Origin of the sequence: Rhizobium sp. Root483D2 (assembly GCF_001426685.1) — a bacterium.
GTDB classification, from domain to species: domain Bacteria; phylum Pseudomonadota; class Alphaproteobacteria; order Rhizobiales; family Rhizobiaceae; genus Pararhizobium; species Pararhizobium qamdonense.
Window position 1 is genome coordinate 23,367 of sequence record NZ_LMFB01000001.1, and the last position, 25,326, is coordinate 48,692.

At 61.4% G+C, this 25,326-nt stretch carries 24 protein-coding genes; 13 read left to right on the forward strand and 11 right to left on the reverse strand.

The window, feature by feature from the left end:
• The first annotated feature begins 15 nt into the window (after positions 1-15).
• The 3 genes from groES to ASD32_RS00115 all read left to right on the forward strand — a co-directional run bounded on the left by groES (position 16) and on the right by ASD32_RS00115 (position 3,054).
• On the forward strand, positions 16-312 hold the full coding sequence (gene groES / locus ASD32_RS00105) for a co-chaperone GroES (protein ID WP_060635888.1): 297 nt from the start codon (positions 16-18) through the stop codon (positions 310-312).
• 66 nt (positions 313-378) lie between these two features.
• Positions 379-2,022, forward strand: a complete 1,644-nt coding sequence (gene groL / locus ASD32_RS00110; RefSeq protein ID WP_060635889.1) for a chaperonin GroEL — start codon at positions 379-381, stop codon at positions 2,020-2,022.
• Positions 2,023-2,628: 606 nt separating this feature from the next.
• Entirely contained in the window at positions 2,629-3,054 is a 426-nt protein-coding gene (locus ASD32_RS00115) for a hypothetical protein (RefSeq protein ID WP_244490068.1), read from the forward strand.
• A 15-nt stretch (positions 3,055-3,069) separates the two neighbouring features.
• Here the strand turns inward: ASD32_RS00115 and ASD32_RS00120 are convergent, their stop codons facing one another.
• The gene (locus tag ASD32_RS00120; RefSeq protein ID WP_060635890.1) at positions 3,070-4,287 is read right to left on the reverse strand and encodes an FAD-dependent oxidoreductase; all 1,218 of its coding nucleotides are present in this window, start codon (positions 4,285-4,287) and stop codon (positions 3,070-3,072) included.
• A 127-nt stretch (positions 4,288-4,414) separates the two neighbouring features.
• The gene (locus ASD32_RS00125; RefSeq protein ID WP_060635891.1) at positions 4,415-5,122 is read right to left on the reverse strand and encodes a glutathione binding-like protein; all 708 of its coding nucleotides are present in this window, start codon (positions 5,120-5,122) and stop codon (positions 4,415-4,417) included.
• 138 nt (positions 5,123-5,260) lie between these two features.
• Between ASD32_RS00125 and ASD32_RS00130 the strand changes: the two genes are divergently transcribed.
• Both ASD32_RS00130 and ASD32_RS00135 read left to right on the forward strand, forming a co-directional pair.
• Positions 5,261-5,524, forward strand: a complete 264-nt coding sequence (locus tag ASD32_RS00130) for a ribbon-helix-helix domain-containing protein (RefSeq protein WP_060635892.1) — start codon at positions 5,261-5,263, stop codon at positions 5,522-5,524.
• A 5-nt stretch (positions 5,525-5,529) separates the two neighbouring features.
• Positions 5,530-5,853, forward strand: a complete 324-nt coding sequence (locus tag ASD32_RS00135; RefSeq protein WP_060636227.1) for a type II toxin-antitoxin system RelE/ParE family toxin — start codon at positions 5,530-5,532, stop codon at positions 5,851-5,853.
• 15 nt (positions 5,854-5,868) lie between these two features.
• Here the strand turns inward: ASD32_RS00135 and hisG are convergent, their stop codons facing one another.
• The 3 genes from hisG to hisS all read right to left on the reverse strand — a co-directional run bounded on the left by hisG (position 5,869) and on the right by hisS (position 9,522).
• On the reverse strand, positions 5,869-6,567 hold the full coding sequence (gene hisG / locus ASD32_RS00140) for an ATP phosphoribosyltransferase (protein WP_060635893.1): 699 nt from the start codon (positions 6,565-6,567) through the stop codon (positions 5,869-5,871).
• Positions 6,564-7,721, reverse strand: coding sequence for an ATP phosphoribosyltransferase regulatory subunit (locus tag ASD32_RS00145; protein ID WP_060635894.1), 1,158 nt, complete (start codon positions 7,719-7,721; stop codon positions 6,564-6,566). Before ASD32_RS00145 ends, hisG begins: the two co-directional genes overlap by 4 nt.
• Positions 7,722-7,911: 190 nt before the next feature.
• A complete protein-coding gene (gene hisS, locus ASD32_RS00150; RefSeq protein ID WP_060635895.1) occupies positions 7,912-9,522 on the reverse strand; it encodes a histidine--tRNA ligase in 1,611 nt (536 codons plus the stop codon).
• Positions 9,523-10,104: 582 nt separating this feature from the next.
• Here hisS and ASD32_RS00155 point away from each other — a divergent pair.
• Complete coding sequence (locus ASD32_RS00155) at positions 10,105-10,506, forward strand: hypothetical protein (RefSeq protein WP_060635896.1); 402 nt, start codon at positions 10,105-10,107, stop codon at positions 10,504-10,506.
• Between the two features lie 140 nt (positions 10,507-10,646).
• Positions 10,647-10,865, forward strand: a complete 219-nt coding sequence (locus ASD32_RS00160; RefSeq protein WP_060635897.1) for a hypothetical protein — start codon at positions 10,647-10,649, stop codon at positions 10,863-10,865.
• 38 nt (positions 10,866-10,903) lie between these two features.
• Here the strand turns inward: ASD32_RS00160 and ASD32_RS00165 are convergent, their stop codons facing one another.
• Positions 10,904-11,533: a DNA-3-methyladenine glycosylase I gene (locus ASD32_RS00165; RefSeq protein WP_060635898.1), complete on the reverse strand. Its 630-nt coding sequence runs from the start codon at positions 11,531-11,533 to the stop codon at positions 10,904-10,906.
• 293 nt (positions 11,534-11,826) lie between these two features.
• Between ASD32_RS00165 and ASD32_RS00170 the strand changes: the two genes are divergently transcribed.
• Together ASD32_RS00170 and ASD32_RS00175 are read left to right on the forward strand one after the other, a co-directional pair.
• Positions 11,827-12,588 carry a L,D-transpeptidase gene (locus ASD32_RS00170; RefSeq protein ID WP_060635899.1) on the forward strand — a complete coding sequence of 254 codons (762 nt, stop codon included), beginning with the start codon at positions 11,827-11,829 and terminating at the stop codon, positions 12,586-12,588.
• Between the two features lie 168 nt (positions 12,589-12,756).
• The gene (locus ASD32_RS00175) at positions 12,757-13,446 is read left to right on the forward strand and encodes a L,D-transpeptidase (protein ID WP_060635900.1); all 690 of its coding nucleotides are present in this window, start codon (positions 12,757-12,759) and stop codon (positions 13,444-13,446) included.
• Positions 13,447-13,859: 413 nt separating this feature from the next.
• On the opposite strand, the gene glcF is transcribed toward ASD32_RS00175, so the two are convergent.
• The 3 genes from glcF to ASD32_RS00195 form a co-directional block, all read right to left on the reverse strand.
• Positions 13,860-15,167, reverse strand: a complete 1,308-nt coding sequence (gene glcF / locus ASD32_RS00185; RefSeq protein ID WP_060635902.1) for a glycolate oxidase subunit GlcF — start codon at positions 15,165-15,167, stop codon at positions 13,860-13,862.
• A 223-nt stretch (positions 15,168-15,390) separates the two neighbouring features.
• A complete protein-coding gene (gene glcE / locus ASD32_RS00190; protein WP_060635903.1) occupies positions 15,391-16,593 on the reverse strand; it encodes a glycolate oxidase subunit GlcE in 1,203 nt (400 codons plus the stop codon).
• On the reverse strand, positions 16,590-18,029 hold the full coding sequence (locus ASD32_RS00195; protein WP_060635904.1) for an FAD-linked oxidase C-terminal domain-containing protein: 1,440 nt from the start codon (positions 18,027-18,029) through the stop codon (positions 16,590-16,592). Before ASD32_RS00195 ends, glcE begins: the two co-directional genes overlap by 4 nt.
• A 136-nt stretch (positions 18,030-18,165) precedes the next feature.
• On the opposite strand from ASD32_RS00195, the gene ASD32_RS00200 reads away from it, so the two are divergent.
• Complete coding sequence (locus ASD32_RS00200) at positions 18,166-19,062, forward strand: LysR family transcriptional regulator (protein WP_060635905.1); 897 nt, start codon at positions 18,166-18,168, stop codon at positions 19,060-19,062.
• Here the strand turns inward: ASD32_RS00200 and ASD32_RS00205 are convergent.
• Positions 19,047-20,489 carry a DUF6880 family protein gene (locus ASD32_RS00205; RefSeq protein ID WP_060635906.1) on the reverse strand — a complete coding sequence of 481 codons (1,443 nt, stop codon included), beginning with the start codon at positions 20,487-20,489 and terminating at the stop codon, positions 19,047-19,049. The two genes, ASD32_RS00200 and ASD32_RS00205, sit on opposite strands and share 16 nt — an antisense overlap.
• A gap of 40 nt (positions 20,490-20,529) precedes the next feature.
• Complete coding sequence (locus ASD32_RS00210) at positions 20,530-21,813, reverse strand: DUF3422 family protein (protein WP_060635907.1); 1,284 nt, start codon at positions 21,811-21,813, stop codon at positions 20,530-20,532.
• 188 nt (positions 21,814-22,001) lie between these two features.
• Between ASD32_RS00210 and ASD32_RS00215 the strand changes: the two genes are divergently transcribed.
• From ASD32_RS00215 to ASD32_RS00225, 3 genes are all read left to right on the forward strand, one after another.
• Positions 22,002-22,790, forward strand: coding sequence for a FadR/GntR family transcriptional regulator (locus ASD32_RS00215; protein WP_156382978.1), 789 nt, complete (start codon positions 22,002-22,004; stop codon positions 22,788-22,790).
• Between the two features lie 283 nt (positions 22,791-23,073).
• Positions 23,074-23,583 (forward strand): NUDIX hydrolase, encoded by a 510-nt coding sequence (locus tag ASD32_RS00220; protein ID WP_060635908.1) that lies wholly within the window; start codon positions 23,074-23,076, stop codon positions 23,581-23,583.
• Between the two features lie 105 nt (positions 23,584-23,688).
• Positions 23,689-25,194 (forward strand): inorganic phosphate transporter, encoded by a 1,506-nt coding sequence (locus ASD32_RS00225; RefSeq protein WP_060635909.1) that lies wholly within the window; start codon positions 23,689-23,691, stop codon positions 25,192-25,194.
• Positions 25,195-25,326 lie beyond the last annotated feature (132 nt).

A 25,326-nucleotide genomic window follows, 5' to 3' on the forward strand; every position in this document is an offset into this window, starting at 1 on the left:
TCGAGGGATTAGACAATGACAAGCACCAATTTCCGCCCGCTGCATGACCGCGTCGTCGTACGCCGTGTCGAGTCTGAAGCAAAGACCAAGGGCGGCATCATCATTCCAGATACCGCCAAGGAAAAGCCGCAGGAAGGCGAAATCGTCGCCGTCGGCACCGGCACCCGTGACGACAAGGGCACGCTCGTCGCGCTCGACGTCAAGGCTGGCGACCGCGTTCTGTTCGGCAAGTGGTCGGGCACCGAAGTCAAGCTCAACGGCGAAGACCTTCTGATCATGAAGGAAGCCGACATCATGGGCATCATCGGCTGATCCAGCCGGTTTCCACCCGTTTACTTTCCATAAAACCAATTGGGCACCAGCCCGGGAGTTTTTAACATGGCAGCCAAAGAAATTAAGTTCGGCCGTACCGCGCGCGAAAAGATGCTGCGCGGCGTCGACATCCTCGCAGACGCAGTGAAGGTCACGCTCGGTCCGAAGGGCCGTAACGTCATCATCGACAAGTCCTTCGGCGCACCGCGCATCACCAAGGACGGCGTTTCCGTCGCCAAGGAAATCGAACTCGAAGACAAGTTCGAAAACATGGGCGCCCAGATGGTCCGCGAAGTTGCTTCGAAGACCAACGACATCGCCGGTGACGGCACGACGACGGCGACCGTTCTTGCCCAGGCCATCGTTCGCGAAGGCGGCAAGGCCGTTGCAGCCGGCATGAACCCGATGGACCTGAAGCGCGGCATCGACCTCGCTGTCGCAGCCATCGTCAAGGACCTCGTTGCCAAGGCCAAGAAGATCAACACTTCGGAAGAAGTGGCCCAGGTCGGCACGATCTCCGCCAATGGCGAAAAGGAAATCGGCCAGTACATCGCTGAAGCGATGCAGAAGGTCGGCAATGAAGGCGTCATCACGGTTGAAGAAGCCAAGACCGCCGAAACCGAACTCGAAGTCGTCGAAGGCATGCAGTTCGACCGCGGCTATCTCTCGCCTTACTTCGTGACCAACCCTGAAAAGATGGTTGCCGAGCTGGAAGACGCTTACATCCTTCTCCATGAGAAGAAGCTCTCCAACCTGCAGGCCATGCTTCCGGTTCTCGAAGCCGTCGTTCAGACCGGCAAGCCGCTCCTGATCATCTCGGAAGACGTCGAAGGCGAAGCGCTTGCGACGCTCGTCGTCAACAAGCTGCGTGGCGGCCTGAAGATTGCTGCCGTCAAGGCTCCGGGCTTCGGCGATCGCCGCAAGGCCATGCTCGAAGACATCGCGATCCTAACCGGTGGCCAGGTTATCTCCGAAGACATCGGCATCAAGCTGGAAAACGTCACGCTCGAAATGCTCGGCCGTGCGAAGAAGGTTTCGATCTCCAAGGAAAACACCACCATCGTTGATGGCGCTGGCAAGAAGGCCGAAATCGAAGGCCGCGTTGCTCAGATCAAGGGCCAGATCGAAGAAACCACATCCGATTACGACCGCGAAAAGCTGCAGGAACGTCTTGCCAAGCTCGCTGGCGGCGTTGCCGTTATCCGCGTCGGCGGTGCGACTGAAATCGAAGTGAAGGAAAAGAAGGACCGTATCGACGACGCGCTGAACGCAACGCGCGCTGCCGTTCAGGAAGGTATCGTTCCTGGTGGTGGTACGGCTCTGCTGCGTGCCTCGATCGTTCTCGACCTCAAGGGCGCAAACGACGATCAGACGGCCGGTATCTCCATCATCCGCAAGGCACTTCAGTCGCTGGTTCGCCAGATCGCTGAAAACGCAGGCGACGAAGGTTCGATCATCGTTGGCAAGATCCTCGAAAGCAACACCGACAACTTCGGCTACAATGCCCAGACCGGCGAATTCGGCGACATGATCGCCATGGGTATCGTCGATCCGGTCAAGGTTGTCCGCACAGCCCTGCAGAACGCAGCTTCGGTTGCTTCGCTGCTGATCACCACGGAAGCCATGATTGCCGAACTGCCGAAGAAGGAATCGGCTGGCGGCGGCATGCCTGACATGGGCGGCATGGGTGGCATGGGCGGCATGATGTAATCAGGCGTCAGCCTGTTACGAAGCCATCTTCCGGACATCCGGAACGGGAAAGGGCGAGCCGCAAGGTTCGCCCTTTTTTTGCGCGCTTGATGGCGGCAAAGACGCAGCCTCATCCTCTGGTCGCTCCCCCCTTCGCGGAGCATTTTCTGATTGAACCGGGGATCATAGCTGCAATCTCCAATCTTTCTCCAGGACTGCAAAATATTTGTCACAAGCCCATTGAAGCGGCTGAAAAAGCAATTATAACAGCGCACCAAGTGAACCACAGAGTCACGAGGGGTCTAAAAGACCGGAAGAATTGAAGACACACTATATCAATTTTTCCGTATTAACTGTTTACCCAACATTCCTTTGATCCCAGACCGCAAAGCCTATAGATTTTCCTCGCGTACAATTTGTTTTGTCTTGCTGCACCCTGGCAGGACCTTAAAGTTGAGCTTTCCTTTTTCTGTCGCAGGCCTGCCCCGGATTTCTACTGAAATTGCCGTATGGTTATGCTGCAAACTGGAAATTGTTTCTTGAAAACCCTTTATGGGAAGAGACGAATGAATTTCGGATTTTGTGAATATTCCGGGGCCTGCCTTGTTTAAAATTGCAAGAACAGGTCTGTCACAGCCGCCGGGCGCGGAGTCCTTTGCGCATGGCGAAAGCGGGCTGGAAGCGCTCGGTCAATTCTGCTTTTCCGAAGCCTGGTCGGGCGACCTGTCGAACGGGCTCTTTCGTCTCGGCGACAGCGCTGCTGCCATGCACGGCCTCAGCCATTCGGAATGCGGCCTGCTCAACCTGGTGCGCTGCTATGACAGCGCCGACCGCAATCATGTTCTGGCGCTGTTCGAACAGGCGGCGACGACCTCCTCGTCCTTCTGCTTTTCGACGACGATCATTCTCTCATCCGGCCAGAAGCAGCCGGTTTTCTGCATCGGCGAATCCACCGGTCTGGAACAGCGCTATTCCGGCGCGATCACCGGCGTGTTCTTCTTTCCACGCTTCCAGCTGGAAGCGCGCAGACATGTTTTCACCCGCCATCAATAGGACAATCGCCAGCCGTTACGGCAGCAGCGTCTTCAAATCCGTCTGGGGATCTTCCAGACGGGCGCGGTCGGGCGTTAGGCCGAGGTCGAGCAGCTTCTTGCCGGTGACATAGGCCTTGGCATCGTTGAGCGCATCGACGGCAACCAGCTTGCCGGCCGTGAAATACCAGACGGAAACACTGCCCTCGCGCTGTCCCTTGCGCACCACCGTCTCGTCATGCCCGTGGCCGAAACCGGCGATCTGCAGCTTGACGTCATACTGATCCGACCAGAACCAGGGTTTTGGATCATAGGGCGCTTCGCCACCGGCGAGCAGAGCAGCCACGGCCTCGGCCTGATCGACCGCATTCTGCACCGATTCCAGCCGGATGCGCATGTCCTTCCACGGTAGAACGGCGCAATCGCCCATCGCATGGATCGAAGGGTCGGATGTGCGGCCGAAACCATCGACGATGATGCCATTGGCGACGTCGAGACCCGCAGCCTGCGCCAGCGCATCATTGGCGGTGACGCCGATGCCGACGATGACGAGATCGACCGGGATGGTGGACCCATCTGTCAGTTCCGCTGATGTTACCCGGCCATCGGTGCCGACCAGCCGGACAAGGCCCGTGCCTTCGCGGATATCGACGCCGCGCGAGGTATGGATATCCTTGACGAGATAGGATGTGGCAACGGATGCGACGCGCTGCAAAATGCGGTCGGCCATTTCGATGACGGTGACATCCAGCCCGCTCGAGCGCGCCACCGCCGCTGCCTCCAGCCCGATATAGCCGCCGCCGATGATCAGCGCATGCTTGCCGGGCTGCATTTCGCCGGCAAGCCGGTCGGCATCGGTGAAATCGCGCACCACGAAAACGCCCTCGAGGTCGCCGCCGAGACTGGCCGGCAGCTTGCGCGGCGTCGAGCCGGTGGCGAGCGCCAGCACGTCATAGTTCAGTGTCGCACCGTCGCTGAGGGTGACCGTCTTGGCCAGACGATCGATCGCCGTCACCGACGTGGAGAGGTGGATGTCGATATTATGCTCGGCGTACCAGCTTTCCGGCCGGTAGAGCAGCCGGTCCAGGTCCATCTCGCGCAGAAGGTATTTCTTTGACAGCGGCGGCCGCTGATAGGGGTGGCTGGCTTCCGCCGCCACGATCGTGATCGGGCGCTCGTCCTTCAGGGCCCGCAGCTTCGCCACCAACGCAAAAGCGGCCTGACCGCCGCCCACCACAACAAGTCTGCCTGTCACGTTTGTTCCACCCGTCGAGAATGCTTCTTTTCCTCAGACGTAGCCTGTCCGCCCGAGTGCCGTCAACTCGGGCGGACAATGTGTAGATTGGGGTGTGGATTGGGTGTGGATCGGGGCATGCGCGCGATCAGTCGCGCTTGGGAATTTCCATGCCCTTCTGGACAGCCGGCCGGGCAAGCGCACGATCGACCCAGGCCATAACGTTCGGGAAGCTCGCATATTCCAGCACATCGGCTGCGCCATAGAATTTGCGGGCACCCTCGATCCAGGAATAGGTGGTGATGTCGGCGATGGTATATTGATCCCCCATCAACCATGTGCGTCCTTCAAGGCGGCCTTCCAGCACACCCAAAAGCCGCTTGGCTTCATCCCGGTAGCGTTCCATCGGATAGGAATTATTGGCGACCTTGTCGGCGGCGAATTTGAAGAAATGGCCGAACTGGCCGAACATCGGCCCGACGCCGCCCATCTGGAACATCACCCATGCCAGCGTCTCGTAGCGCCCGGCCGCATCGGCAGGAATAAGCTTGCCGGTCTTTTCGGCGAGGTAGACGAGGATGGCGCCGGATTCGAACAGGCCGATCGGCTTTCCGTCCGGGCCATTCGGATCGATGATCGCGGGAATGCGGCCGTTGGGGTTGAGCGACAGGAATTCCGGCGTTTTCTGGTCATTGGTGCCAAAGGAGATCAGGTGCGGCTCATAGGCCAGACCGAGTTCTTCCAGCGCGATCGAAACCTTCACGCCATTTGGCGTCGGCAGCGAATAGAGCTGGATAATATCAGGATTTTTGGCAGGCCAGCGGGTGGTGATCGGGAAGGAACTGAGATCGGCCATGAGGAACTCCTTGAGGTGGGAATTCGAATATAAGACAGTCGTGTCCAAAATGTCAGGGTGAGGTTTTGGAAATTTTGGAGGTTTGCTCCAGGGGGATTTTATCCTACTCTGCCACCCAGCAAACTTTGGAGCTGCCTTATGGTGGAGAAACTGAGCATCACGCTTCCCTCCGAAATGGTCGATGCGATCAAAAGCCGCGTCGAAGCCGGGTCCCACGCCTCGACCAGCGAGGTCATTCGCGAGGCAATGCGGACCTGGCTGCGCCTTGAAGAAGAGCATGAAAAGCGTCTGGAAGTATTGCGGGCCCGGGTAAAACATTCACTCGAAGACTCCCGGCCGAACCTGACCGGTCAACAGGTGCGCGCGCGGCTCGACGCGCTTTATGCAAAACACAATGGTTGAGCACAGTGCAGCGGCTTCCGGTCGAGTATCGCACCGATGCGGTTGAAGATATCGAGCGGCTGTTCGACGACGTCCTTCAAGCCAGCTCCGATGCGGTGACGGCCGCCCGGTTCACCGACCGGGTGTTCGAGCGCTGCGAGAAAATTGGCGATGCGCCCTTTGGCGGTGTCTCAAGAGACGATCTGGGTCCGAGCATCCGCATCGTACCCTTCGAGCGCAAGGCCGTTATTCTCTACGTCGTTGAAAACCAGGTAGTCTGGATCACAAATGTCTTCTGGGGCCGCCGTGACTATGCTGCGGTGCTAGGTCAGACTTTAAAGGATGAGTGACGGCAAGCGGTTGGGCTAAGCGACCGCCGCCTGCACCGCCTCGATAATCCTTGTCACGGCCGGGTCGTCCGCATGGCCGGCCTTGCGGGCCCGCACCAGGCAGGCCTGCGACCGCAGCATGATGCCGTCAGACAGGATCTTCAGGTGGTTGGCCTTCAGGGTCGAGCCGGTCGAGGTGATATCGACGATGATATCGGCGGAGCCGGAGGCCGGCGCGCCTTCGGTGGCGCCCAGGCTTTCGACGATGCGGTAAAGCTGGATGCCATGCTGGGAGGAGAAGAACTGCTGGGTCAGGCGCCAGTATTTGGTGGCGATTGCCAGTCTGCGGCCGTGACGGGCGCGGAAATCGGCGGCAACGTCGCCGAGATCGGCCATCGTATCCACATCGAGCCAGATTTCCGGGACGGCGACCACGACATCGGCATGGCCGAAACCGAGCCGGGCGCAGAATTCGACGCGGGCATCGGCTTCCGACAGTCCCTCGCGGATCAGGTCTTCACCGGTGACGCCGAAATCGATCGAGCCTGCGCCGATTTCGCGCGAGATTTCCGATGCGGACAGAAACGCGATCTCGACATCGTCGAGACCTTCGACGCGGCCGCGATAGGACCGTTCATTGCCGACGGCGACGATTTTCAGGCCTGCCTTTTCGAAAATAGCGGAGGCATCGTCCTTCATCCGGCCCTTGGAGGGCAGCGCGATGGTGATGGTCATTGTGCGGCCTCCGGTTTGCGCGTGGCGACGCCGTGCGGCTTGGCAAGCGCCTGTTCCATCCGGTCGAGCCAGAGCGCGAAGCCAACGGCCGGAATGCGTTCCTTGGCGCCCAACAGCGTCATCAGCCGGTCGAAACGGCCGCCACCGGCCAGCACCGCCGGGGAGCCCTCGATGGCGATCTCGAACACCATGCCGGTATAATAATCGAGCGGGCGGCCAAAGGCGGCGCGGTAGGCGAGCGCTTTTGCATCGACACCGGCATTGCCGAGTGCTGCGACGCGGGCATCGAACCGCGACAGGGCGCCATCGAGCGTCAGGCCGGATTTTTCCGCAAATGCAAACAAAGCTGCCGGCGCATCGGCAAGCGGCATGTTGAGAGAGAGGAATTCGCGTAGGACGGCGAGCGTCCGGCCATCGAGCGCGGTCTTTTCGAGCGCCCGCTTTTCCTTCAGCCGCGCTGCGATTTCCTTCGGGCTGCGGCTGGCATTGGTGGAATAGCCGGTCGCCTCCATCGTCTCGTCCAGATGGGCAATCAGAGTGGCCTCATCGCCGGACGACAGCAGCGCCTCGATCTCGGCGCTCAGCCCCGTTACCGGCTGCGGGCGTGAAAGCCGCGTCAACAGCGTGTCGATCTGGGCGGGATTGCCGAAGGCATGGATCAGCCGCTTCTGCCAGCCGGCGGGCAGGCCGCAGGCGGCAACGACTGCCTCGAACACCGATTGATCGCCCAGCGTCACGTCGAGCTTTTTGCCCGGCAGGCGCGCAGTCAGGATCGCGATGGCATCGCTGATGGCGCGGGCATCCGCACTTGCCACATCCGTTTCGCCGAGATCCTCGATGCCGGCCTGGTAGAATTCATTAGCCCCTTCCCGCCGCTGGCGGAAAATCTCGCCGAGATAGGAGTAACGCTGCGGCGTGCCGGTGGCGGTCTCGATATGGCGCAGGCAGACGGGAATGGTGAATTCCGGCCGCAGGCACAGGCTCTTGCCGGTCTCGCTTTCGGTCATGAAAATACGGCGGCGCAGGTCCTCGCCGGCCATATCGAGGAACGGCTCGGCCGGCTGGATGACCGGCGTATCGACACGCAGGGTGCCCAGCCGCTCGAAATCCGCGAGAAGATCAGCGGCAAAGGCTGGAAGGTTGATCAGGGGCATGGGGAATAGACCTTACAATTGAGGCAGGCATACCCCCCTCTGTCACTCCGTGACATCTCCCCCTCAAGGGGGGAGATTGGCCGCATGTTTTGTGCCTCCCTTGCAAGAGGCGTAAGGGAAAAGAACACTCTCCCCCCTTGAGGGGGAGATGTCAGCAACGCTGACAGAGGGGGGTTCACGCGCCTCACGTTCAAATGTCCTTGCTGGCCCGCGCCCGGTCTTCCGCCTGCCCGGCCAGCATTTCGCGCACCTTGGCAACGAGGTCTGTCTCCGGCACCGAGACCTGGGCGACGCGGGCTTCGCGCCATGCCGTGTTGTCCTCGATCTCGCCGGACAGGCGCTTGCCCTCGATCAGGTCCTTGATCTGCACCAATCCCTGCGCGCGTTCGTCGCCGCCCTGAATGATGGCGAGCGGCGAGCCGCGGCGGTCGGCATATTTCAGCTGGTCGCCAAAGTTCTTCTTGTTGCCCTGGTACATTTCGGCGCGGATACCGGCATGGCGCAGCGCCTGGGTGAACTGCTGGTATTTGCCGAGGCTCTCAATATCGCGGTCCATGACGCAGACGACGACCGGGGCGATCACCTCTTCCATGCCGAGCTTGCCGAGGTTCTTCAGCGCCGTCATCAGGCGCGAGACGCCGATGGAAAAGCCCGTTGCCGGAACCGGCTGGCCCATGAAGCGCGAGACCAGGCCATCATAACGGCCACCGCCGCCGACCGAGCCGAACACGACCTTTTCGCCCTTTTCGTTGGTAACGGCAAACAAAAGTTCAGCCTCATAAACGGGACCTGTGTAATATTCGAGCCCACGAATAACAGAGGGGTCCAGCTTTATTCTTTCAACATTACGCGAGCCATTTTTTACATACCCCGCAAACGCAGCGAGCTTGTGAATAGTAATAAGTTCTTCCACACCCTCCGACAAAGCCGAATTAGTCCCTAAAGCAGCGAATCCTTGCCGCACTTGGTCATATTGTGCTTCAGCAATATCAGGCCTTAAAGATAAGAACCGTGCAGCGTCCGGAAAATATGCTTCAGCGATCCTGATTGCAAACTCGTGAAATCGCCCCAAATCATGAATTTGGCTGTCTGAAAGTTGAGCGCCTTTTGTGAAGTCACCACTTTCATCCTTGCGGCCGTTACCTAGCAATTTGGCGACATCTTCCCAAGAAAACTTATCGAGCTTATCTAAAGAACGGAGTACGATCACGCGGCGTCCCGCATTCTCATCCCCACCAAGGCCGATGGCCTCGAGCACGCCGTCGAGGACCTTGCGGTTATTGACCCGGATCACATAATCCCCACGCGCAATGCCGAGCGCTTCCATCGTATCGGCCATCATCATGCACATTTCGGCGTCCGCCTGGACGCCGGCAGCGCCGACCGTATCGGCGTCGAACTGCATGAACTGGCGGAAGCGGCCGGGGCCGGGCTTTTCGTTGCGGAAGACATAGCCGGCGCGGTAGGTGCGGTAGGGCAGCTGGATATCGTTGAAATTTTCCGCGACATGACGGGCAAGCGGCGCCGTCAGGTCGTAGCGGGCGCTCATCCACTGCTCGTCATCGTCCTGCAGCGAAAACACGCCTTCGTTAGGGCGGTCGCTGTCGGGCAGGAATTTTCCGAGCGCATCGGTATATTCGAACAGCGGCGTTTCGACAGGATCGAAACCGTAGCGCTCGTAGACTTCGCGGATCTTTGCGGTCATCTCGTCGACGGCGCGGATATCGGCGGCGGAGCGATCGACGAAACCGCGCGGCAGGCGGGCTTTGAGCTTCTGTGGCTTCTTCTTTTTGTCGTTCATGGCAACAGCACTTTCAGCGTCGACCGGTCCTGCCGATCCGTCATGGGAATTGGCGCTTTCCCTATCCGATCAAGGCCAAGGCGGCAAGTCTTTGCGCCGCTGGCAGCCTATCCAGGCCCTTAGCCAAGCCATGAATAATGACGCCCCCGACCACCATTGCCTCTGACGCGGGAACGGGAGCGCGGGATGCCGCCAACCAACGCCCCTGCCCCGGATGGGAAACAGCCGCGCCCGGTTCCTCTATGTCATGCACCGGCCCGCCTGACATTGCCGGTCTGGCTCGACCGGAAATAGCACTTGAACACGTTTTTTCATGAAATCAGGAGTTGTACATGGCAATTTTTATGGGTTAAAGAAAGGACCGATATTCTCCCGCCGCCGTTTGTGCGACGGCATTGCCAGACTATTTTCTTGACGACGATGAAGACCAATTTCGACCGCCTGCATAATGGCGGCAAATCCGTCATCCGGCGCATGTCCACCTGCCGGCAAGGCCCTCTTTGATGGTGGCCCGAAACGCGCAATGGACCTGTCTCAGACCTGAAAATTCCGCGCGCAGGCGGCCATTGAAGATGGAAGAGCATGCTCAGATTCGTGAAACCCGGCTTCGGTACGATCCTTCCCGAGGACGCGCGCGCCCATGAGGAATGGGTCGCCGAACTGACGGCGCATGACTATGTAATGGAGAGCTGGCACTGCGATCTCTCCAGCGGCATTTTCCGGCTCGGCAAGATCGGCCAGCGTGTTCATGCGCTGGAACACAGCGTTTGCGGACTGTTGGACATCATCCGCGCCTATGCGGACAACCACCGCAAAATCGTGCTCAGCATTCTGGAAGAGGCAACGTCGTCCGCCTCATCCTTTTGTTATTGCACGCAGAGTTCCAAAGGCCCGCTGTACTGCATCGGTACATCCTCGATCAACGCAGCCGATGCCAGCGGGCGGATGCAGGGGGTTTTCGCGTTTTCAAACGCGGCAATCTGACGGCGAGACGCTGATGGCGCGCATTGCGGGTCATGAGAGCGCTGGAACCGGTCTGCAACAGCAAAAACCCATGCTTTTGAGGGATGTTGACCGCAGGCGGCCTTGGGCACATAATTTCCTCCAGTGCGTGGGAGGACGTCATGAAGGTATTCAAGAATATCGCAGGCATCGTCATCATCTTGCTTGGCGGGTTGTGGATCCTGCAAGGGTCCAACATCATTCCCGGCATGGCCATGTCCGGCAGCGGCGAATGGCTGGTGATCGGCGCCATGCTGGTGATCTTCGCCATCGGGCTGCTCTACCAGAACAACCGTCCGAAAACCCGGATACACGGCATGCCGGGCGACGATCTGTTGTAAAGACAGTCAACCGCCGGGGCGCCGTTGCACAGCACCCGTCAGGGCCGCACGAACGCGCGGCGCAGGTCCTCGATGCGGCTGCGGCAGTAGCAGCCTTCGATATGGTCGTTGACAAGGCCCATTGCCTGCATGAAAGCGTAGATCGTGGTCGGACCGACGAAGGTCCAGCCGCGCTTTTTCAGGTCCTTGGAGATCGCGGTCGAGGTCGGCGTGGTCGGGTTGGCGGCGATCGCTTCCCAGGTGACAGTTTTGGGCCGCTCATTGCCACCCGGCTCATAGCTCCAGAAATAGCGCGCCAGCGACCCGAACTCGGCTTTCAGTGCCTGCGCCCGTCTGGCATTGTTGATGGTCGAGACGATCTTGCCGCGATGGCGCACGATCCCGGCATCGCCCAGGCAACGGGCGATATCCTCTTCGCCAAACCCTGCCACCACATCGAAATCAAACCCGGCAAAGGCTGAGCGAAACGCTTCGCGCTTGCGCAGGATGGTGAGCCAGGAGAGGCCGGACTGGAAGCCTTCCAGGCAGATCTTCTCAAACAGCCTGATATCATCGGCCATCGGCTTGCCCCATTCCTCGTCATGGTAGCGCTGATAATCCGCCAGATTGGCATGCCAGGCGCAGCGATCCCTGCCGTCCTCCCCGGTGATGATGCCCTTTGCCGTCACGCGTTTCTCCCTGAGTTCTTTCGATACCCACAACAACACGGCCCGCCGTGAACGCGCCGCACTGCGGTTTACCAATTGCCAACCATAGTCCTAAAGCCCGCGATAACCCTACCCAAAGCTTTATCCGGCCAAGCGGCCTTTCATGAACCGGCATTTACCATTCGGTTGCTGCCGGATGCCACGATCTTTCCATTCCGCCAGTTCTTTTATTGGCGTCCGCAAGGCTCGTCACCCGCATATCCTGCGGACGGCGAAGCCATGAGATAGTCCGGCGAAAGGTAGTGAACCGTCCGATGTTGAAGAAAACCCTGATCCTTGCCACATCCGTGCTGGTCGCGCTCACCAGTCTTGCCGAGGCGCAGGACCGGTACCAGAACCGGCCGCCCGTTGTCATCAGCCCGGACCTTACCGCCCCCTGGGTGACCCAGCTCGGCGGCACGCCCGATCGTGTCGTCTATCGCCAGCAGCGGCCTATCGCAGTGGAGCCGCAGGGCGCCACCCGAAAACAATATCTGTTCCAGAGGCGCGTGCAGCGCTCCGGCGCAGGCGTCGCGCAGCCCGTCGCAATGACGCGCGCCCAGCGTCCGGTGCGCCAGATGGATCCGCAATTCCTGCCACAGACCGTTGCCTATGACAGCAAGGAAAAGGCCGGCACGATCGTCATCGATACAAACAACCGCTTCCTCTACCTGGTCACCGGCAATGGCGAGGCCCGGCGCTACGGCGTCGGCGTCGGCAAGCCCGGTTTCGAATGGGCCGGCGCCCATAAGGTGACCCGCAAGGCCGAGTGGCCGAACTGGACGCCGCCTGCCGAAATGCGGGCGCGCGAAGCGGCCAAGGGGCATTTCCTGCCGGTGAGCATGAGCGGCGGCCCGGAAAATCCGCTGGGTGCGCGCGCCATGTATCTGGGCTCGACGCTCTACCGCATCCACGGCACCAATGCGCCCTGGACAATCGGTTATGCCGTTTCGTCGGGCTGCATCCGCATGCGCAACGAGGATGTCACCGACCTCTACGAGCGCGTGAAGGTCGGCACCAAGGTCATCGTCATCTAAGCCAAAGCTTACCTGCCGGAGGGCCACAACGTGGCCTTTCGGCAACAGCGGTTCCCTGGGTGACAGCCCGATCGATCACAATTGCCCTAACCTGAACCCATAAGACTTGCGTAATACGCGATATTGAATAGCGTTTCGCAGCTTGGGACCGGATGAGGGATATTGCCTATGAACTCTACGTTTAACACATTGGCCGCGATCGGACTTGCGGCTGCGGTTGCTTTTGGTGCCTCCAGCGCATCGGCTTTCATGCCGGGCGAGCCCGCCGCAAAGCCGGGCTCCGATGTCACGATGGTGGCGATGGAACGCAAGCCCGCGCAGAAATTCTGGCGCACCAAGGTGCGGCTGAGCACGGATGAGGCGCCCGGCACCATCATCGTCGATACCAACAACAAGTATCTCTATTATATCGAAGGCCCGAACCGGGCGACCCGCTACGGCATCGGCGTCGGCCGCGAAGGCTTCGGCTGGTCCGGCGTCGTCAAGGTGCAGCGCAAGGCGGAATGGCCGGGCTGGACGCCGCCGAAGGAAATGATCGCCCGCGAGCGCAAGAAGGGCCATATTCTTCCGGCCTACCAGGAAGGCGGCATCGACAACCCGCTCGGCGCCCGCGCGCTCTATCTCTACAAGGGCGGCAACGATTCCGGCTTCCGCATCCACGGCACCAACCAGCCCTGGACGATCGGCCTCAACATGTCGTCGGGCTGCATCCGCATGATGAACAAGGATGTCGAGCACCTCTACCAGCGCGCCTCGATCGGCACCAAGGTCATCGTCGTCGGCCCCGGCAACAAGCAGGGCGCCGTCTCCTTCGACGACCGCGGCCTCGATCTGCTGCGGACGATTTTTGGCGGTTGAGGGGACCGCGGTCTTGCCTGCCGTGAGGGATATGTTCCGGTAGAAACGGAGCGTGCCGCCCCCTCATCCGGCCCTACGGGCCACCTTCTCCCCGCTGGGGAGAAGAGGGAATTCCACCTCCCCCTTGAGGGGGGAGGTCGCGACATCGTCGCGGGTGGGGGTGACACACCGCGAGTGCCATTGGTCATTGTATAGGCCGTGGATCACCCCACCCCGGCGCTTTGCGCCGACCCTCCCCCTCAAGGCGAGGGTGTCAAAAGCCTGCCGAAAAGCTGACGGCCGGTCTCCCACCTCCCCCTTGAGGGGGGAGGTCGCGGCGCAGTCGCGGGTGGGGGTGACACACCGCGAGTGCCAGTGGTCATTGTATATGCCGTGGGTCACCCCACCCCGGCGCTTTGCGCCGACCCTCCCCCTCAAGGGGCGGGTGGAATTTCTGTAGGGCGTTCGCCGCCGTAGGCCCAGTCTAAAAGTTCTACCGTGTGCAGGATCGGCATGGTGGTGCCGGTGGCGATCTGGGTGATGCAGCCGATATTGCCGGTGGCGATGATGTCGGCTTTGGTGGCCTCGATATTTTTCACCTTGCGGGCCTTTAGCGTTGCCGAGATTTCCGGTTGCAGGATGTTGTAGGTGCCGGCCGAGCCGCAGCAGAGATGGCCCTCGGCCGGATCGCGGACGGTGAAGCCTGCATTGCGCAACAGGAGTTTCGGCGCCATCGTGATCTTCTGGCCGTGCTGCATCGAGCAGGCGGAATGATAGGCGACGGTCAGGGTTTTCGGCTCCAGGCGCGGCAGCTCGAGCGTTGCCAGATATTCGGTGATATCCTTGGCAAACGCCGAGACCCGCGCAGCCTTGTCCGCATAGGCCGGATCGAGCCTCAGCATATGGCCGTAATCCTTGATGGTGGTGCCGCAGCCCGATGCGGTGATGATGATGGCATCAAGCCCGCCCGTGTCGGCAGCCTTGATCCAGACATCGACATTGCGGCGCGCAGCCGCAAGCGCCTGTTCCTCGCGGCCCATATGATGCACCAGCGCGCCGCAACACCCCTCGCCGTCCGGCACCACGACCTCGACGCCAAGCCGCGTCAACAGCCGGATGGCCGCCTCGTTGATACCGGGCTTCAGCACCGGCTGGGCGCAGCCCGTCAGGATCGCGACCCGGCCGCGCTTTTCGCTTTGGGCGGCACGGATGCCGGGCGCGGACGCGGTGGAGGCAGATGCGATCTCCGATGGTGCCAGATCGAGCATGACGCCGAAGGTCTTGAAAAACGGCACGCGCTTCATCGCGGCCGCAAGCGGCCGTCCCAGCCGTGCCGCCTTCAAGGCCAGCCGGAACCTTGCCGGATAGGGCAGAACCGCCGCGAGCACGCTGCGCACCAGACGGTCTTTCAAGGGACGCTTGTAGGTCTGCTCGATATGGACGCGGGCGTGGTCGACCAGATGCATGTAATTGACGCCGGACGGACAGGTGGTCATGCAGGCAAGGCAGGACAGGCAGCGGTCGATATGGGTGACCACTTCCTCATCGGCCGGGCGGCCGTTTTCCAGCATGTCCTTGATCAGGTAAATCCGGCCGCGCGGGCTGTCGAGTTCGTTGCCGAGCGTCACATAGGTCGGACAGGTCGCGGTGCAGAAGCCGCAATGCACGCATTTGCGCAGGATCCCCTCGGATTCAGCGACATGCGGATCGGTGAGCTGGGCGGGGGTGAAGTTGGTCTGCATCAGGTGGCATGCTCCGGATTTGGGCCTTCGTTCGGCCCGGAATTTTCGGACGCATACCCCCCTCTGTCCCTCCGGGACATCTCCCCCTCAAGGGGGGAGATTGGCCGACAGCCCCAGGCCCGCCTCACCATGTAGCCAAATTGGGAAAAGAATGATCTCCCCCCTTGAGGGGGAGATGTCCCGGAGGGACAGAGGGGGGTGGGCCGCATATGCATCATCTCCATCACCCCATTTTCCCCGGATTGAAGATTCCCCTGGGGTCGAACTTTTCCTTGAGCCGTGCAGACAACGCCGCAACAGGCGGGGCCTCCGGTTCAAATGCCGGTGTGGCCGCGCGAACGGCACCGGACGCGCGCACCAGCGTTGCGTGACCGCCGCCGATGCCCTTGATGAAACGGCGCAGCATCTCGGCTTCCGCGTCGGCCTCCATGCGCAGCCAGACGAGGCCGCCCTGCCAATCGTAGAAGGCATCGACGCCAGTCTGCAGCCGCAGCGCCGCGACCAGCTGATGACCGGCAGTTGGCGCCACGGAGACGCGCCAAAGCGGCTTTTGCGTGCCGTCGGCGTAAGGTTTGACGTCGCGGATATCGCGCCAGAGCTTTTCCGTCGCCTCGTGATCGAGCACGGTTGCGGGCGCAACCTTGGCGAAGGCGGCTTTGAGTTTTTCGGCCCGCACCGTCACCGAGGCCGGCAGGCCCTCAAGCCGAAGGACGGTGGCGGCGCCTTCCGGATGGCTGCTGCCGATGAAACGGTAGCGCACGCTTTCCGTCAGATGTGCGGCGCCGGAGACTTCGACCGGCATGGACAGCGCATGCGCCATGGCAGCAGCGGCCTGCGCATCGTCGAGACCGAACGCCACGATGGTGACGCTAGCAGGCGGCTGGGGCAGGACCTTGAAGGTAACTTCGGTCAAAAGGCCCAGCGTCCCGTGCGAGCCGCAGAGCAGCTTGACCAGATCGAGCCCGGTGACGTTTTTCATCACCCGGCCACCGGATTTGATCGCTTCGCCCGACCCGTTCACAAAGCGGATGCCGAGCAGATGGTCGCGCGCGGCACCGGCCGTGATGCGGCGCGGGCCCGACACATTGGCTGCAAACACGCCGCCGATGGTCGGCTCGCCGCTGGTGCCCATGACGCCGCGGTGATCCATCGGCTCGAAGGCGAGCATCTGGCGATTTTGGGCAAGCGCTGCGTCGATCTCGGCCATCGGCGTTCCCGCCTTGGCGCTCATGGTCATCTCGGCCGGATTGTAGCTGACGATGCCGGAAAGTTTGCGGGCCGAGAGGACATGATCAGCCGCCACGCGGTTTCCAAAGCCGGACCGCGTGCCGCCGCCGGTGATCGCCAGCGGCGTCGCCTGTGCGGCGGCCTCAAGGATGATACCGGCCGCTTCCGTTTCCGATGCCGGTTCGAAGGCGATGCTCATGCGGGGATACGTCCTTCCAGCGGAAAGACCTTTGAGGGGTTCATGATCCAGTGCGGATCGAAGGCGGCGCGTGCGGCCATCTGCTGGTTGAGATCGACCTGATCAAACTGGTGCAGCATCAGGTCGCGTTTCTCGATGCCGACGCCATGTTCGCCGGTCAGGCAGCCACCGGCGTCAACACAGAGTCTGAGAATATCATTGCCGGCGGCTTCGGCGCGCGCGGCGTCTTCCGGATCGTTGATATTGTAGAGGATCAGCGGATGCATGTTGCCGTCGCCGGCATGAAAGACATTGGCGACGCGCAGGCCGTAGCCGTCGATGATCTCGCCTGTCTTCTTCAGCACATAAGACAGCTGGCTGAGCGGCACCGTGCCATCCATGCAGATGTAATCGGCGATGCGGCCGGTGGCGCCGAAGGCGGATTTGCGGCCTTTCCAGATCAGCGCCGCTTCCGTTGCCGATTGGCTTTCGCGGATGGTGGCGACGCCGTGGCGGCGGGCGATGTCGATGATGCTGGCGAGCATTGCCTCCATCTCGGCCTCCGACCCCTCCACCTCGACGATCAAAAGCGCCTCGACATCCATCGGATAGCCGGCCTGCGCGAAGGCTTCGCAGATGCCGATGGCCGGTCTGTCCATGAATTCGATGGCGACGGGGATGATGCCGGAACCGATGACTTCAGCGACGCAGGACCCCGCCTCTTCCGACGACATGAACCCGAACAGCACCGGCCGCGTCCCTTCAGGCTTGGCCAGCAGCCGGACCGTCGCTTCTGTGACGATGCCGAGCTGGCCTTCCGAGCCGCAGACAAGGCCGAGCAGATCATAGCCCGGCGCATCCAGCGCCTTGCCGCCCAGCTCGATTATTGTGCCGTCGAACAGCACCATCTTCACGCCGAGCAGGTTGTTGGTGGTGACGCCATATTTCAGGCAATGGGCGCCGCCGGAATTCATGCCGATATTGCCGCCGATGGTACAGGCCAGCTGCGAGCTTGGATCCGGCGCATAGAAGAAGCCACTGGCCGAGACCGCTTCGGAAATATTGATATTGGTGACCCCCGCCTGCACCGTGGCTGTGCGGTTGGCAAAATCGATATCGAGAATGCGCGACATCTTCGACAGGCCGATGACCACGGCGTCCGATTGCGGGATGGCGCCGCCGGACAGGGACGTGCCGGCCCCGCGCGGCACGACGGGAATGCCGTAGCGGCTGCAATATTTCAAAACGGCTGCCACCTGCGCCGTGGTTTCCGGCAGGGCGACAGCCAGGGGCACCTGGCGGTAGGCGATGAAGGCATCGGTTTCGAACGGGACCAAGCCGCGCTTCTCGCTGATCAGGCAGCCGTCCGGAAGGATATCGGCGAGATCCTCGACGATCTGATGGCGGCGCGCGAGCACGGATGGTTTCGGCTCCAGAAAGGCAATCGTCTCCGGCATATCAGCCTCCCGGCACATTTGCATTCGGCCATGATCCGGCCAACGCCGCATGATTGGTATTTTTTCTTTACCACTTTCACCATGGCGCAGCAAATGCTAATCAGTTTTTCTGTTTTCGAAACAATGGTCAAGATTGATGACAAATCTGGGCGATCTTGAGGTGTTTACGCGCGTCGTATCCACCGGCAGTATGTCGGCGGCAGGGCGGGCATTGGGGTTTTCCCCAGCTGTTATTTCCAAACGCATCAAACGGCTGGAAGACCGGCTCGGCACCCGGCTGTTCCAGCGGACCACGCGGCAGATTTCGCTGACCGAAGCCGGACAGGGATTTTACGACCGGGTGCTGGGGATCATGGCCGGCATCGAGGAAGCCGAGGCTTTTGCCTCCGGCCGCTCCGGCCAGCCGCAGGGCACGCTGCGCATCACCGCTCCCACCTCCTTCGGCCGCATGCATGTGGCGCCGCATCTTGCCCGCTTCATCGAGGCGCATCCGGACCTCATTCTCAATATCGTGCTCTCGGACGAATTTACCGATATCGTCGCCGAGGGTTTCGACATCGCCATCCGCATTGGAGACCTCAGCGATTCGACGCTGGTTGCGCGCAAGCTGGTGCCGGTGCGGCGGATTCTGTGTGCCTCGCCCACCTATATCGCGCGCTACGGCATGCCGGACACGATCGACGATCTCGCCGATCACATCTGCCTTCGCCAGCACAATCACGACACCTGGAAGCTGGAAAGCGCTGCGGGCGCAATGAGCTACAAGCCGCAGGGCCGGTTGATCACCAATTCGTCGGAAGTGGTGCGCGAAGCCGTGCTGTCGGGTGCCGGCATCGCCTTGCGCTCGACCTGGGATGTCGGCAGCGACCTTGCATCGGGAAAGCTGGTGCAGGTCCTGCCCGCCTGGGAAGGCTCGCGCAACCTGTTTGTCTCCGCACTTTACCCCAGCCGCCAGTTCCTGCCGGCCAAAGTGCGGCTGTTCATCGATTATCTCGCCGGGCTTTATGGACCCGACCCCTATTGGGAACGGTAGGCTTCCGGCTTGATGCGATTCCAGAAACCGTGGCGGCGGATATGATGCCGGTGCAAATCCGCCAGATAATCGGCATGTGACATCAGGCCATCATTGCCGCCGGGGCGCTTGGCGAGCGCCGCGAGCCTTTCGAGATAATCCGCACCATCCTCGTAATAATCGGACAGGCCGCGGCTGACGATGCGGTCGAGCAGCGCGCGGTAGAGGGCTGTCGCCGCCGCCGGATATTCGCCAGCGTCGAAGGCTTCGGCGGCGGGTAAAAGAAACTCGTAGAATTCGCCTTCCCAGACACCCCAGCGGGCAACGACATAGCGCGCCGCAAGATCCAGCCGTGGCCAGGCGAGATAGAAGCGCAAGGCCGCATGCGGTTCGCGGTGATGCTCGACAAAGGCGAAGGCCTTGTCCAGCGCCTCGAATTCCTCGAAGTCACCGGCCTTGGCGATATATTCGCGCAGTATCCCGGCATCGAGCCCCTGTTCGAAAATCTTCCAGCGCACGGCCTGCGAGGCGGCGCGATCCTTCATGCCATCGAGAATGGCGGCCTCCAGCCTGTCCTTGTCCGGCGGTGCCTGCATCCCGCCGGTGAGGATATCGACGCGGCGGGCAAAGCCGAGCCGGGACTTTCGGGGCTTGCGCACCCAGGTCAGCGCTTCCTCATTGCGGCCTGCGGCATGCAGCCGCTCGGCAACCACGACCGGCTCGCGCAGCGCGTCCGGCAGGCTTTCCTCGATCGCCACATAGGCATCGAGGTCGCCGCGCGCATCGGCAATGGCGCGGCGCACATGCACGATCGCCGGCAGAATGGTGGTGCTGGCCGGTATCTTCATGGCTGCGGCCAGCCCTGCGTCCCAGGCCTTCAGCACATCCGGCGACAGCGCCGCCGCGATGCGAACCGAAAGCAGCGTGCGGATGCCGTGATAATCGATGCCGTGCAGGCCGGGGGTCAGCAAAGGTGGAATGCGCGCCTGCTGATCGGCGGGCACGAGTGGCGCAAGCCGGCCTGCGGCCTCGCAGGCCTGGACATAAATGCCGGCGATGCGGCCACTGGAATCGTTGACGCGCTCGGAAATTCCCTCATAACCGAAGACGAAACGGATCAGCCGCTCCAGCGCCATGCCCGGATCGACCGCGCCGAACTCCTTGGTAATGCTGGCCGCGATGCTGTCGAGATCGTTGCCGAAGGCGCGTTCCTTCTGCCAACGGATGCGCGTGCCCGATTTTTCGAGCGCGGTCAGGCGGCTGTCGATCAGCTTGGCGACGCCGGCAGCACCGCCGATCCCGGCCAGTGCTGCGCTGAGCCGCTTCTTGAAAGACGGGTTGAGCGCCGCCTCATCCAACGCGATCTCGATCAGCCGCTCCAGGCCAAGCGCTGTCAGGCCGTCACGGTCGAGTTTTGCCTTCTTCGGCGCTTTTGCAACTTTTGCCATATATGTGCCGGGTCGATTCGTTTCGAATATCCCCCAAGACTTAGAGGCTTTCGCGGTCCTCGTCAGCATGATGCTTGCGGATGCGCCGGACGACCAGCCACATGGCAAGAACCGCAACCGGCACGAAGAAACCGGTCAGCACGCTCGACTTGATCGGAATGCCCTCGCTTTCCAGAGCCTTGGCGATGTAGCCGAACAGGCCGACGACATAATAGGAGATGGCGGCGACCGAGAGGCCTTCGACTGTCTGCTGCAGGCGCAGCTGCAGCTTGGCGCGGCGGTCCATCGAATTGAGCAGCACGCTGTTTTGCCGCTCGAGTTCGACATCGACCCAGCTTCTGAGCAGGGCGGTGGCGCGGGTGAGCTTGCGCGACAGGTTGGCCTGGCGCTCTTCCACCGACTGGCAGGTGCGCATTGCCGGCGCCAGGCGCCGCTCCAGGAAGGTGCCGAGCGTTTCATAGCCCGGCACGCCGGTTTCGATCAGCGAGCGAATGCGCTCCTGAACGATGCCGTAATAGGCGCGGCTGGCACCGAAACGGTAGAGGCTGAGCGCGGCTCCTGCCTCCAGTTCGGCCGCAAGAAGGGTGATCTCGGCCAGCATTTCGTCGGCATGTTCGCGGGCGCTGGTGCGCATCCGCTGGGTGACGCCGGTCAGCCCATCCTCGATTCGGCGGATATCCGGCGACAGCGACTGCGCCAAAGGCAGGCCGAGCATTGCCAGCGTGCGATAGGTCTCGATATCGAGCAGCCGCTGCACGAGCGCCCCCGTCCCGGCCTCCGTCATGCCGCGATCGATGACGAGGATCTGCGTCAGGCCGTCGCCATTCTGGCGGAAATCGGTGAGCACCACCGACTGGCCGTTCTTGATATCGCTGTAACAGAGGCTGGTCGGGTCGAACGCGCTCATCGCCGCGCGGGTCTCTTCCGTGTCCGGCCGGATTTCCAGCCGGATGCCGGAAATCAGCGTGCCCGGCGGCGAAAAGCCATCGCCGAACGGATGCGTGGTCACGTCGCCGCCGAACTGCTCGGGAATGACGCCATCCCAGAAATAGGTCGAGAATTCGGTATGGCGCTCCCACCGCAGCGTGCCCTGCCCCCAGGAGATCGCATGATGGCTGGCCTCGCGGCTCGGCGGCGAGACGCCGCGGGCGCGCGACAATTCCGACAGAACCGCATGATCGACGGCGGCCCCGCCATCGGTCATGAAGGCAAGCTGGAAAATCACGCGCGGCGACGTGACCAGCGCATACGGACGCGCATGGATCTCGCCCAGCGCCTGGGCGCGGGCCGGAGCCGACGGAAATGCGAAACTGCGTTTGGCCATGAAGCGTTTTCCCCTCTCACGCATCAATCAGAACTGTCTTATCAACAGGATGAGCAAAAGGGAAAGGACGCTTTGACGCAGGCCCGTGTTTGCCGTGGACAGACTCGTGAGGGCTGAGCTTTGCAAAGTGGCTAAAGAAATTGACCACTTTCAAGCGGGTGACTAAGTTGACGCCAAGGAGAGCCGCCGTGACCGACGACACTATCGATGCCTTTGCCCGCATCCCGCACAGCCGGACCTCCGGTGAGATCATCCAGCAGATCGAGCTGCTCATTCTCGAAGGCGTGCTGCGCGACAGCGAGCGGCTGCCGAGCGAACGGGATCTGTCGGGCCGGTTCGACGTGTCGCGGCCGATCCTGCGCGAGGCGTTGAAGGAGCTGGAGGCGCGCGGCCTGCTTGTGAGCCATCACGGCGGCGGCACCTTCGTGGCGGATGTCATCGGGCAGGTATTTTCCAAGCCGGTCATCGACCTGATTTCGCGCCATCAGAAGGCAACGCAGGATTATCTCGAATATCGCCGCGAACTGGAAGGCATGACCGCAGAGTTCGCCGCGCGCCGCGCCACCCGGTTCGACCGGGACATGCTGACCCGGATCATGGAGGAAATGCGGGCGGCCCATCTGTCCGGCTCGGCCGAAGGCGGGCTGAAGACCGATGTGGAGCTGCACAGCGCGATCGGCGAATGCGCCCATAACATAATTCTCTTGCACACGTTGCGCGCCTGTTACCGGCTGTTGAGCGGCGGCATCTTCTTCAGCCGCGAAGTGCTGTTTGCAGCGCCCGGCGCCGGCGACATGCTGCTTGCCCAGCATGAGGCAATCTACGAGGCGATCATGGCGGGCAATCCGGCGCAGGCGCGCGAGGCAGCCCAGGCTCATATCGACTTCATCATCACCGCCACGCGGGACGCCGAACGCTCAGGCGAATGGGCGCGGATTTCGCAGCTGAGAATGCAGCAGCGCGACCGGCAAGGGTAAGCCCTCTCCCTCGGCCGGCAACACAAAAGTCACGGGCCGGGAAAATTGCCGCGCCTGTCTCACCAATGCCGCAAACATGCTCTATAAGGCCGCTATCGGCACATTTTGCTGGCGCAATCCCTTTAAGTTGCCTGTCTTTCGCGTTGCCGCGCCCTTTATACGGAGCGCCGCGATAACTATATGTGCTTCACCAAATCTGCTCGTTTACAGGCTGCGGAAAGCGCGCATATTAAAGCAATATTGCAGATTAAAATGATTCGCTTTTTGAAAGGACGCCCCGACGTTGAATATCTTGAATCGCCTTGTCACGGATGTACGCCTGATGTTCCGCAGACCCGTGCGGATGCAATGTGCTGCGCTGTGTTACCGGTTCAAGAAGAAAAGCGCGGCGCCCGAGATGCTTTTGATCACCAGTCGTGACACCGGCCGCTGGGTCATTCCCAAGGGATGGCCGATGGAAGGCAAGATGTGTCATCAGGCTGCTGCGCAGGAGGCCTATGAAGAGGCTGGCGTCAAGGGTGAGGCCGGCGCCGAGCGGATCGGCTTTTACATGTACGACAAGGGCATGGACCAGGGCCTCAAGGTTCAGTGCATGGTTCAGGTCTATCCGCTGGTCGTCCTGGATATGCTCAAGAGCTTTCCGGAAAAGGGCAGCCGGAAGATGGAATGGGTGAGCTTTCGCGAAGGCGCCAAGCGCGTCGCCGAGCCGATGCTGAAGGACCTCATCCTGAGCTTCGAACAGCGGCTGCTGGCCACCATGAACCCGGTGGTCCAAAAAACTGCAGCGCAATAACGCCGGAACAGACGTGATCATGGCAACATGAAACATGTGCGGCGCAGCTGCGCAGACCGGGCGCCTGTCCTATCCGGGCAGGCTGTCTGAATTGGAGAACAGACGGTGACAAAACCGCGCCCGAGCCTCGAAAAACCGACACTCGACAAATACCTGGACAAGGTGACATTGAACGAGGAAGCGACACATCATGTGTTGCGGCCCTGGGCCGGCATCGGTCTTGGCTTTCTGTTCCTCCTGGTCAGCGTGATTTTCGCGGCCGCCTATGTCTCCGAAGAACCCAAATACCTGATCATTCTCGCCGCCGCTGCCGTTGCCGGTTATATGGCGATGAATATCGGCGCCAATGACGTGACCAACAATGTCGGCGCTGCCGTGGGATCGAAGGCGATCACCATGACGACGGCGCTGATCATCGCCGCCATCTTCGAAGTCGCCGGCGCCGTGTTTGCCGGCGGGCGCGTGGTTTCGACCATCGAGGCGGGCATTGTCGATGCGGCGCAGATGCCATCGGGCGAGGCCTTCGTCTGGGTAATGATGGCCGCCCTGATTTCGGCCGCGGTGTGGATCAACATCGCCACCTGGTCGGGCGCGCCGATCTCCACCACCCACTCGATCGTCGGCAGTATTCTCGGATCCGGCGTTGCGGCAGCCGGGTTTTCCTCGATCCACTGGGCATCGCTTGCCGGCATAACGGCGAGCTGGACAATATCGCCGCTGCTTGGTGGTGGCGTCGCCGCGCTGCTTCTGGCGTTCATCAAGACGTTCATCATCTACCGCGAAGACAAGATCACGGCGGCGATCTTCTGGACGCCGATCCTGCTCGCCGTCATGACGGGCGCTTTCGCCACCTATTTTGCCGTGATCGGCATCGAGAAGGTGGCGCATATTCCCATGACACAAGGCATCCTGATCGGCCTTGCCGTGGCGGCGCTGACCATACTTGCGGCGAGGCCCTGGATCGCGCGCCAGGCTGCCGGGCTCGATAACCGCAACCAGTCGCTGCGCAAGCTGTTCCAGCTGCCGCTCATTCTTTCGGCCGCCCTTCTCTCCTTCGCCCATGGCGCCAACGACGTGTCCAATGCCGTCGGACCGCTGGCGGCGATCGTTGCCAACGTCAATGGGCTTGCGATCGTCTCGACCACCTATGTACCGCTCTGGGTGATGCTGATCGGGGCTTTCGGCATTTCCTGCGGCCTGCTTCTGTTTGGTCCCAAGCTCATCCGCGTCGTCGGCGAGGAGATCACCAAGCTCAATCCGATGCGCGCCTATTGCGTCGCCCTCGCAACAGCGATCACCGTGATCATCGCCACCTCGCTCGGCCTGCCCGTCTCGACCACGCATACCGCCGTCGGCGCCGTCTTCGGCATCGGCTTTTTCCGCGAATGGTACACCCGCAATTCCAAGCGGCGGCTGGAATATGTGCGCCAGAAGACCGGGCAAATGGATTTCGAGCGCCGGATCGAGCATAGCCCGGAAGAATCGCACCGGCGGCGCCTGGTGCGGCGCTCGCATTTCATGACAATCGTCGCGGCCTGGGTTATCACCGTTCCCGTTTCGGCGCTGTTATCGGCGGCGGTCTACACGGTTTTTGCGGCTCTCTTTATCTAGAGCCTCGTACGATAAATGAGGCTCATTCTGTTGCCTCAAATCGGCCGATCCACCAGAAGGATGGCTTGTGCGATGCCGCTCCATCGCACAAGCCATCCGACGCCGTGGGCGGCCGATTTCAGGCAACCCGAA

Excerpts from the sequence above, each read along its gene's own strand:
- glcE (WP_060635903.1), bottom strand. The coding sequence starts at position 16,593 with ATGAGCATCGCCTTCGAACCGGCATCGGAAACGGAAGCGGCCGGTATC.
- groL (WP_060635889.1), top strand. The coding sequence starts at position 379 with ATGGCAGCCAAAGAAATTAAGTTCGGCCGTACCGCGCGCGAAAAGATG.
- ASD32_RS00210 (WP_060635907.1), bottom strand. The coding sequence starts at position 21,813 with ATGGCCAAACGCAGTTTCGCATTTCCGTCGGCTCCGGCCCGCGCCCAG.
- ASD32_RS00125 (WP_060635891.1), bottom strand. The coding sequence starts at position 5,122 with ATGGCCGATCTCAGTTCCTTCCCGATCACCACCCGCTGGCCTGCCAAA.
- groES (WP_060635888.1), top strand. The coding sequence starts at position 16 with ATGACAAGCACCAATTTCCGCCCGCTGCATGACCGCGTCGTCGTACGC.
- ASD32_RS00145 (WP_060635894.1), bottom strand. The coding sequence starts at position 7,721 with ATGCCCCTGATCAACCTTCCAGCCTTTGCCGCTGATCTTCTCGCGGAT.
- glcF (WP_060635902.1), bottom strand. The coding sequence starts at position 15,167 with ATGCAGACCAACTTCACCCCCGCCCAGCTCACCGATCCGCATGTCGCT.
- ASD32_RS00175 (WP_060635900.1), top strand. The coding sequence starts at position 12,757 with ATGAACTCTACGTTTAACACATTGGCCGCGATCGGACTTGCGGCTGCG.
- ASD32_RS00155 (WP_060635896.1), top strand. The coding sequence starts at position 10,105 with ATGCTCAGATTCGTGAAACCCGGCTTCGGTACGATCCTTCCCGAGGAC.
- hisG (WP_060635893.1), bottom strand. The coding sequence starts at position 6,567 with ATGACCATCACCATCGCGCTGCCCTCCAAGGGCCGGATGAAGGACGAT.
- ASD32_RS00205 (WP_060635906.1), bottom strand. The coding sequence starts at position 20,489 with ATGGCAAAAGTTGCAAAAGCGCCGAAGAAGGCAAAACTCGACCGTGAC.
- ASD32_RS00200 (WP_060635905.1), top strand. The coding sequence starts at position 18,166 with ATGACAAATCTGGGCGATCTTGAGGTGTTTACGCGCGTCGTATCCACC.
- ASD32_RS00130 (WP_060635892.1), top strand. The coding sequence starts at position 5,261 with ATGGTGGAGAAACTGAGCATCACGCTTCCCTCCGAAATGGTCGATGCG.
- ASD32_RS00160 (WP_060635897.1), top strand. The coding sequence starts at position 10,647 with ATGAAGGTATTCAAGAATATCGCAGGCATCGTCATCATCTTGCTTGGC.
- ASD32_RS00195 (WP_060635904.1), bottom strand. The coding sequence starts at position 18,029 with ATGCCGGAGACGATTGCCTTTCTGGAGCCGAAACCATCCGTGCTCGCG.
- ASD32_RS00170 (WP_060635899.1), top strand. The coding sequence starts at position 11,827 with ATGTTGAAGAAAACCCTGATCCTTGCCACATCCGTGCTGGTCGCGCTC.
- hisS (WP_060635895.1), bottom strand. The coding sequence starts at position 9,522 with ATGAACGACAAAAAGAAGAAGCCACAGAAGCTCAAAGCCCGCCTGCCG.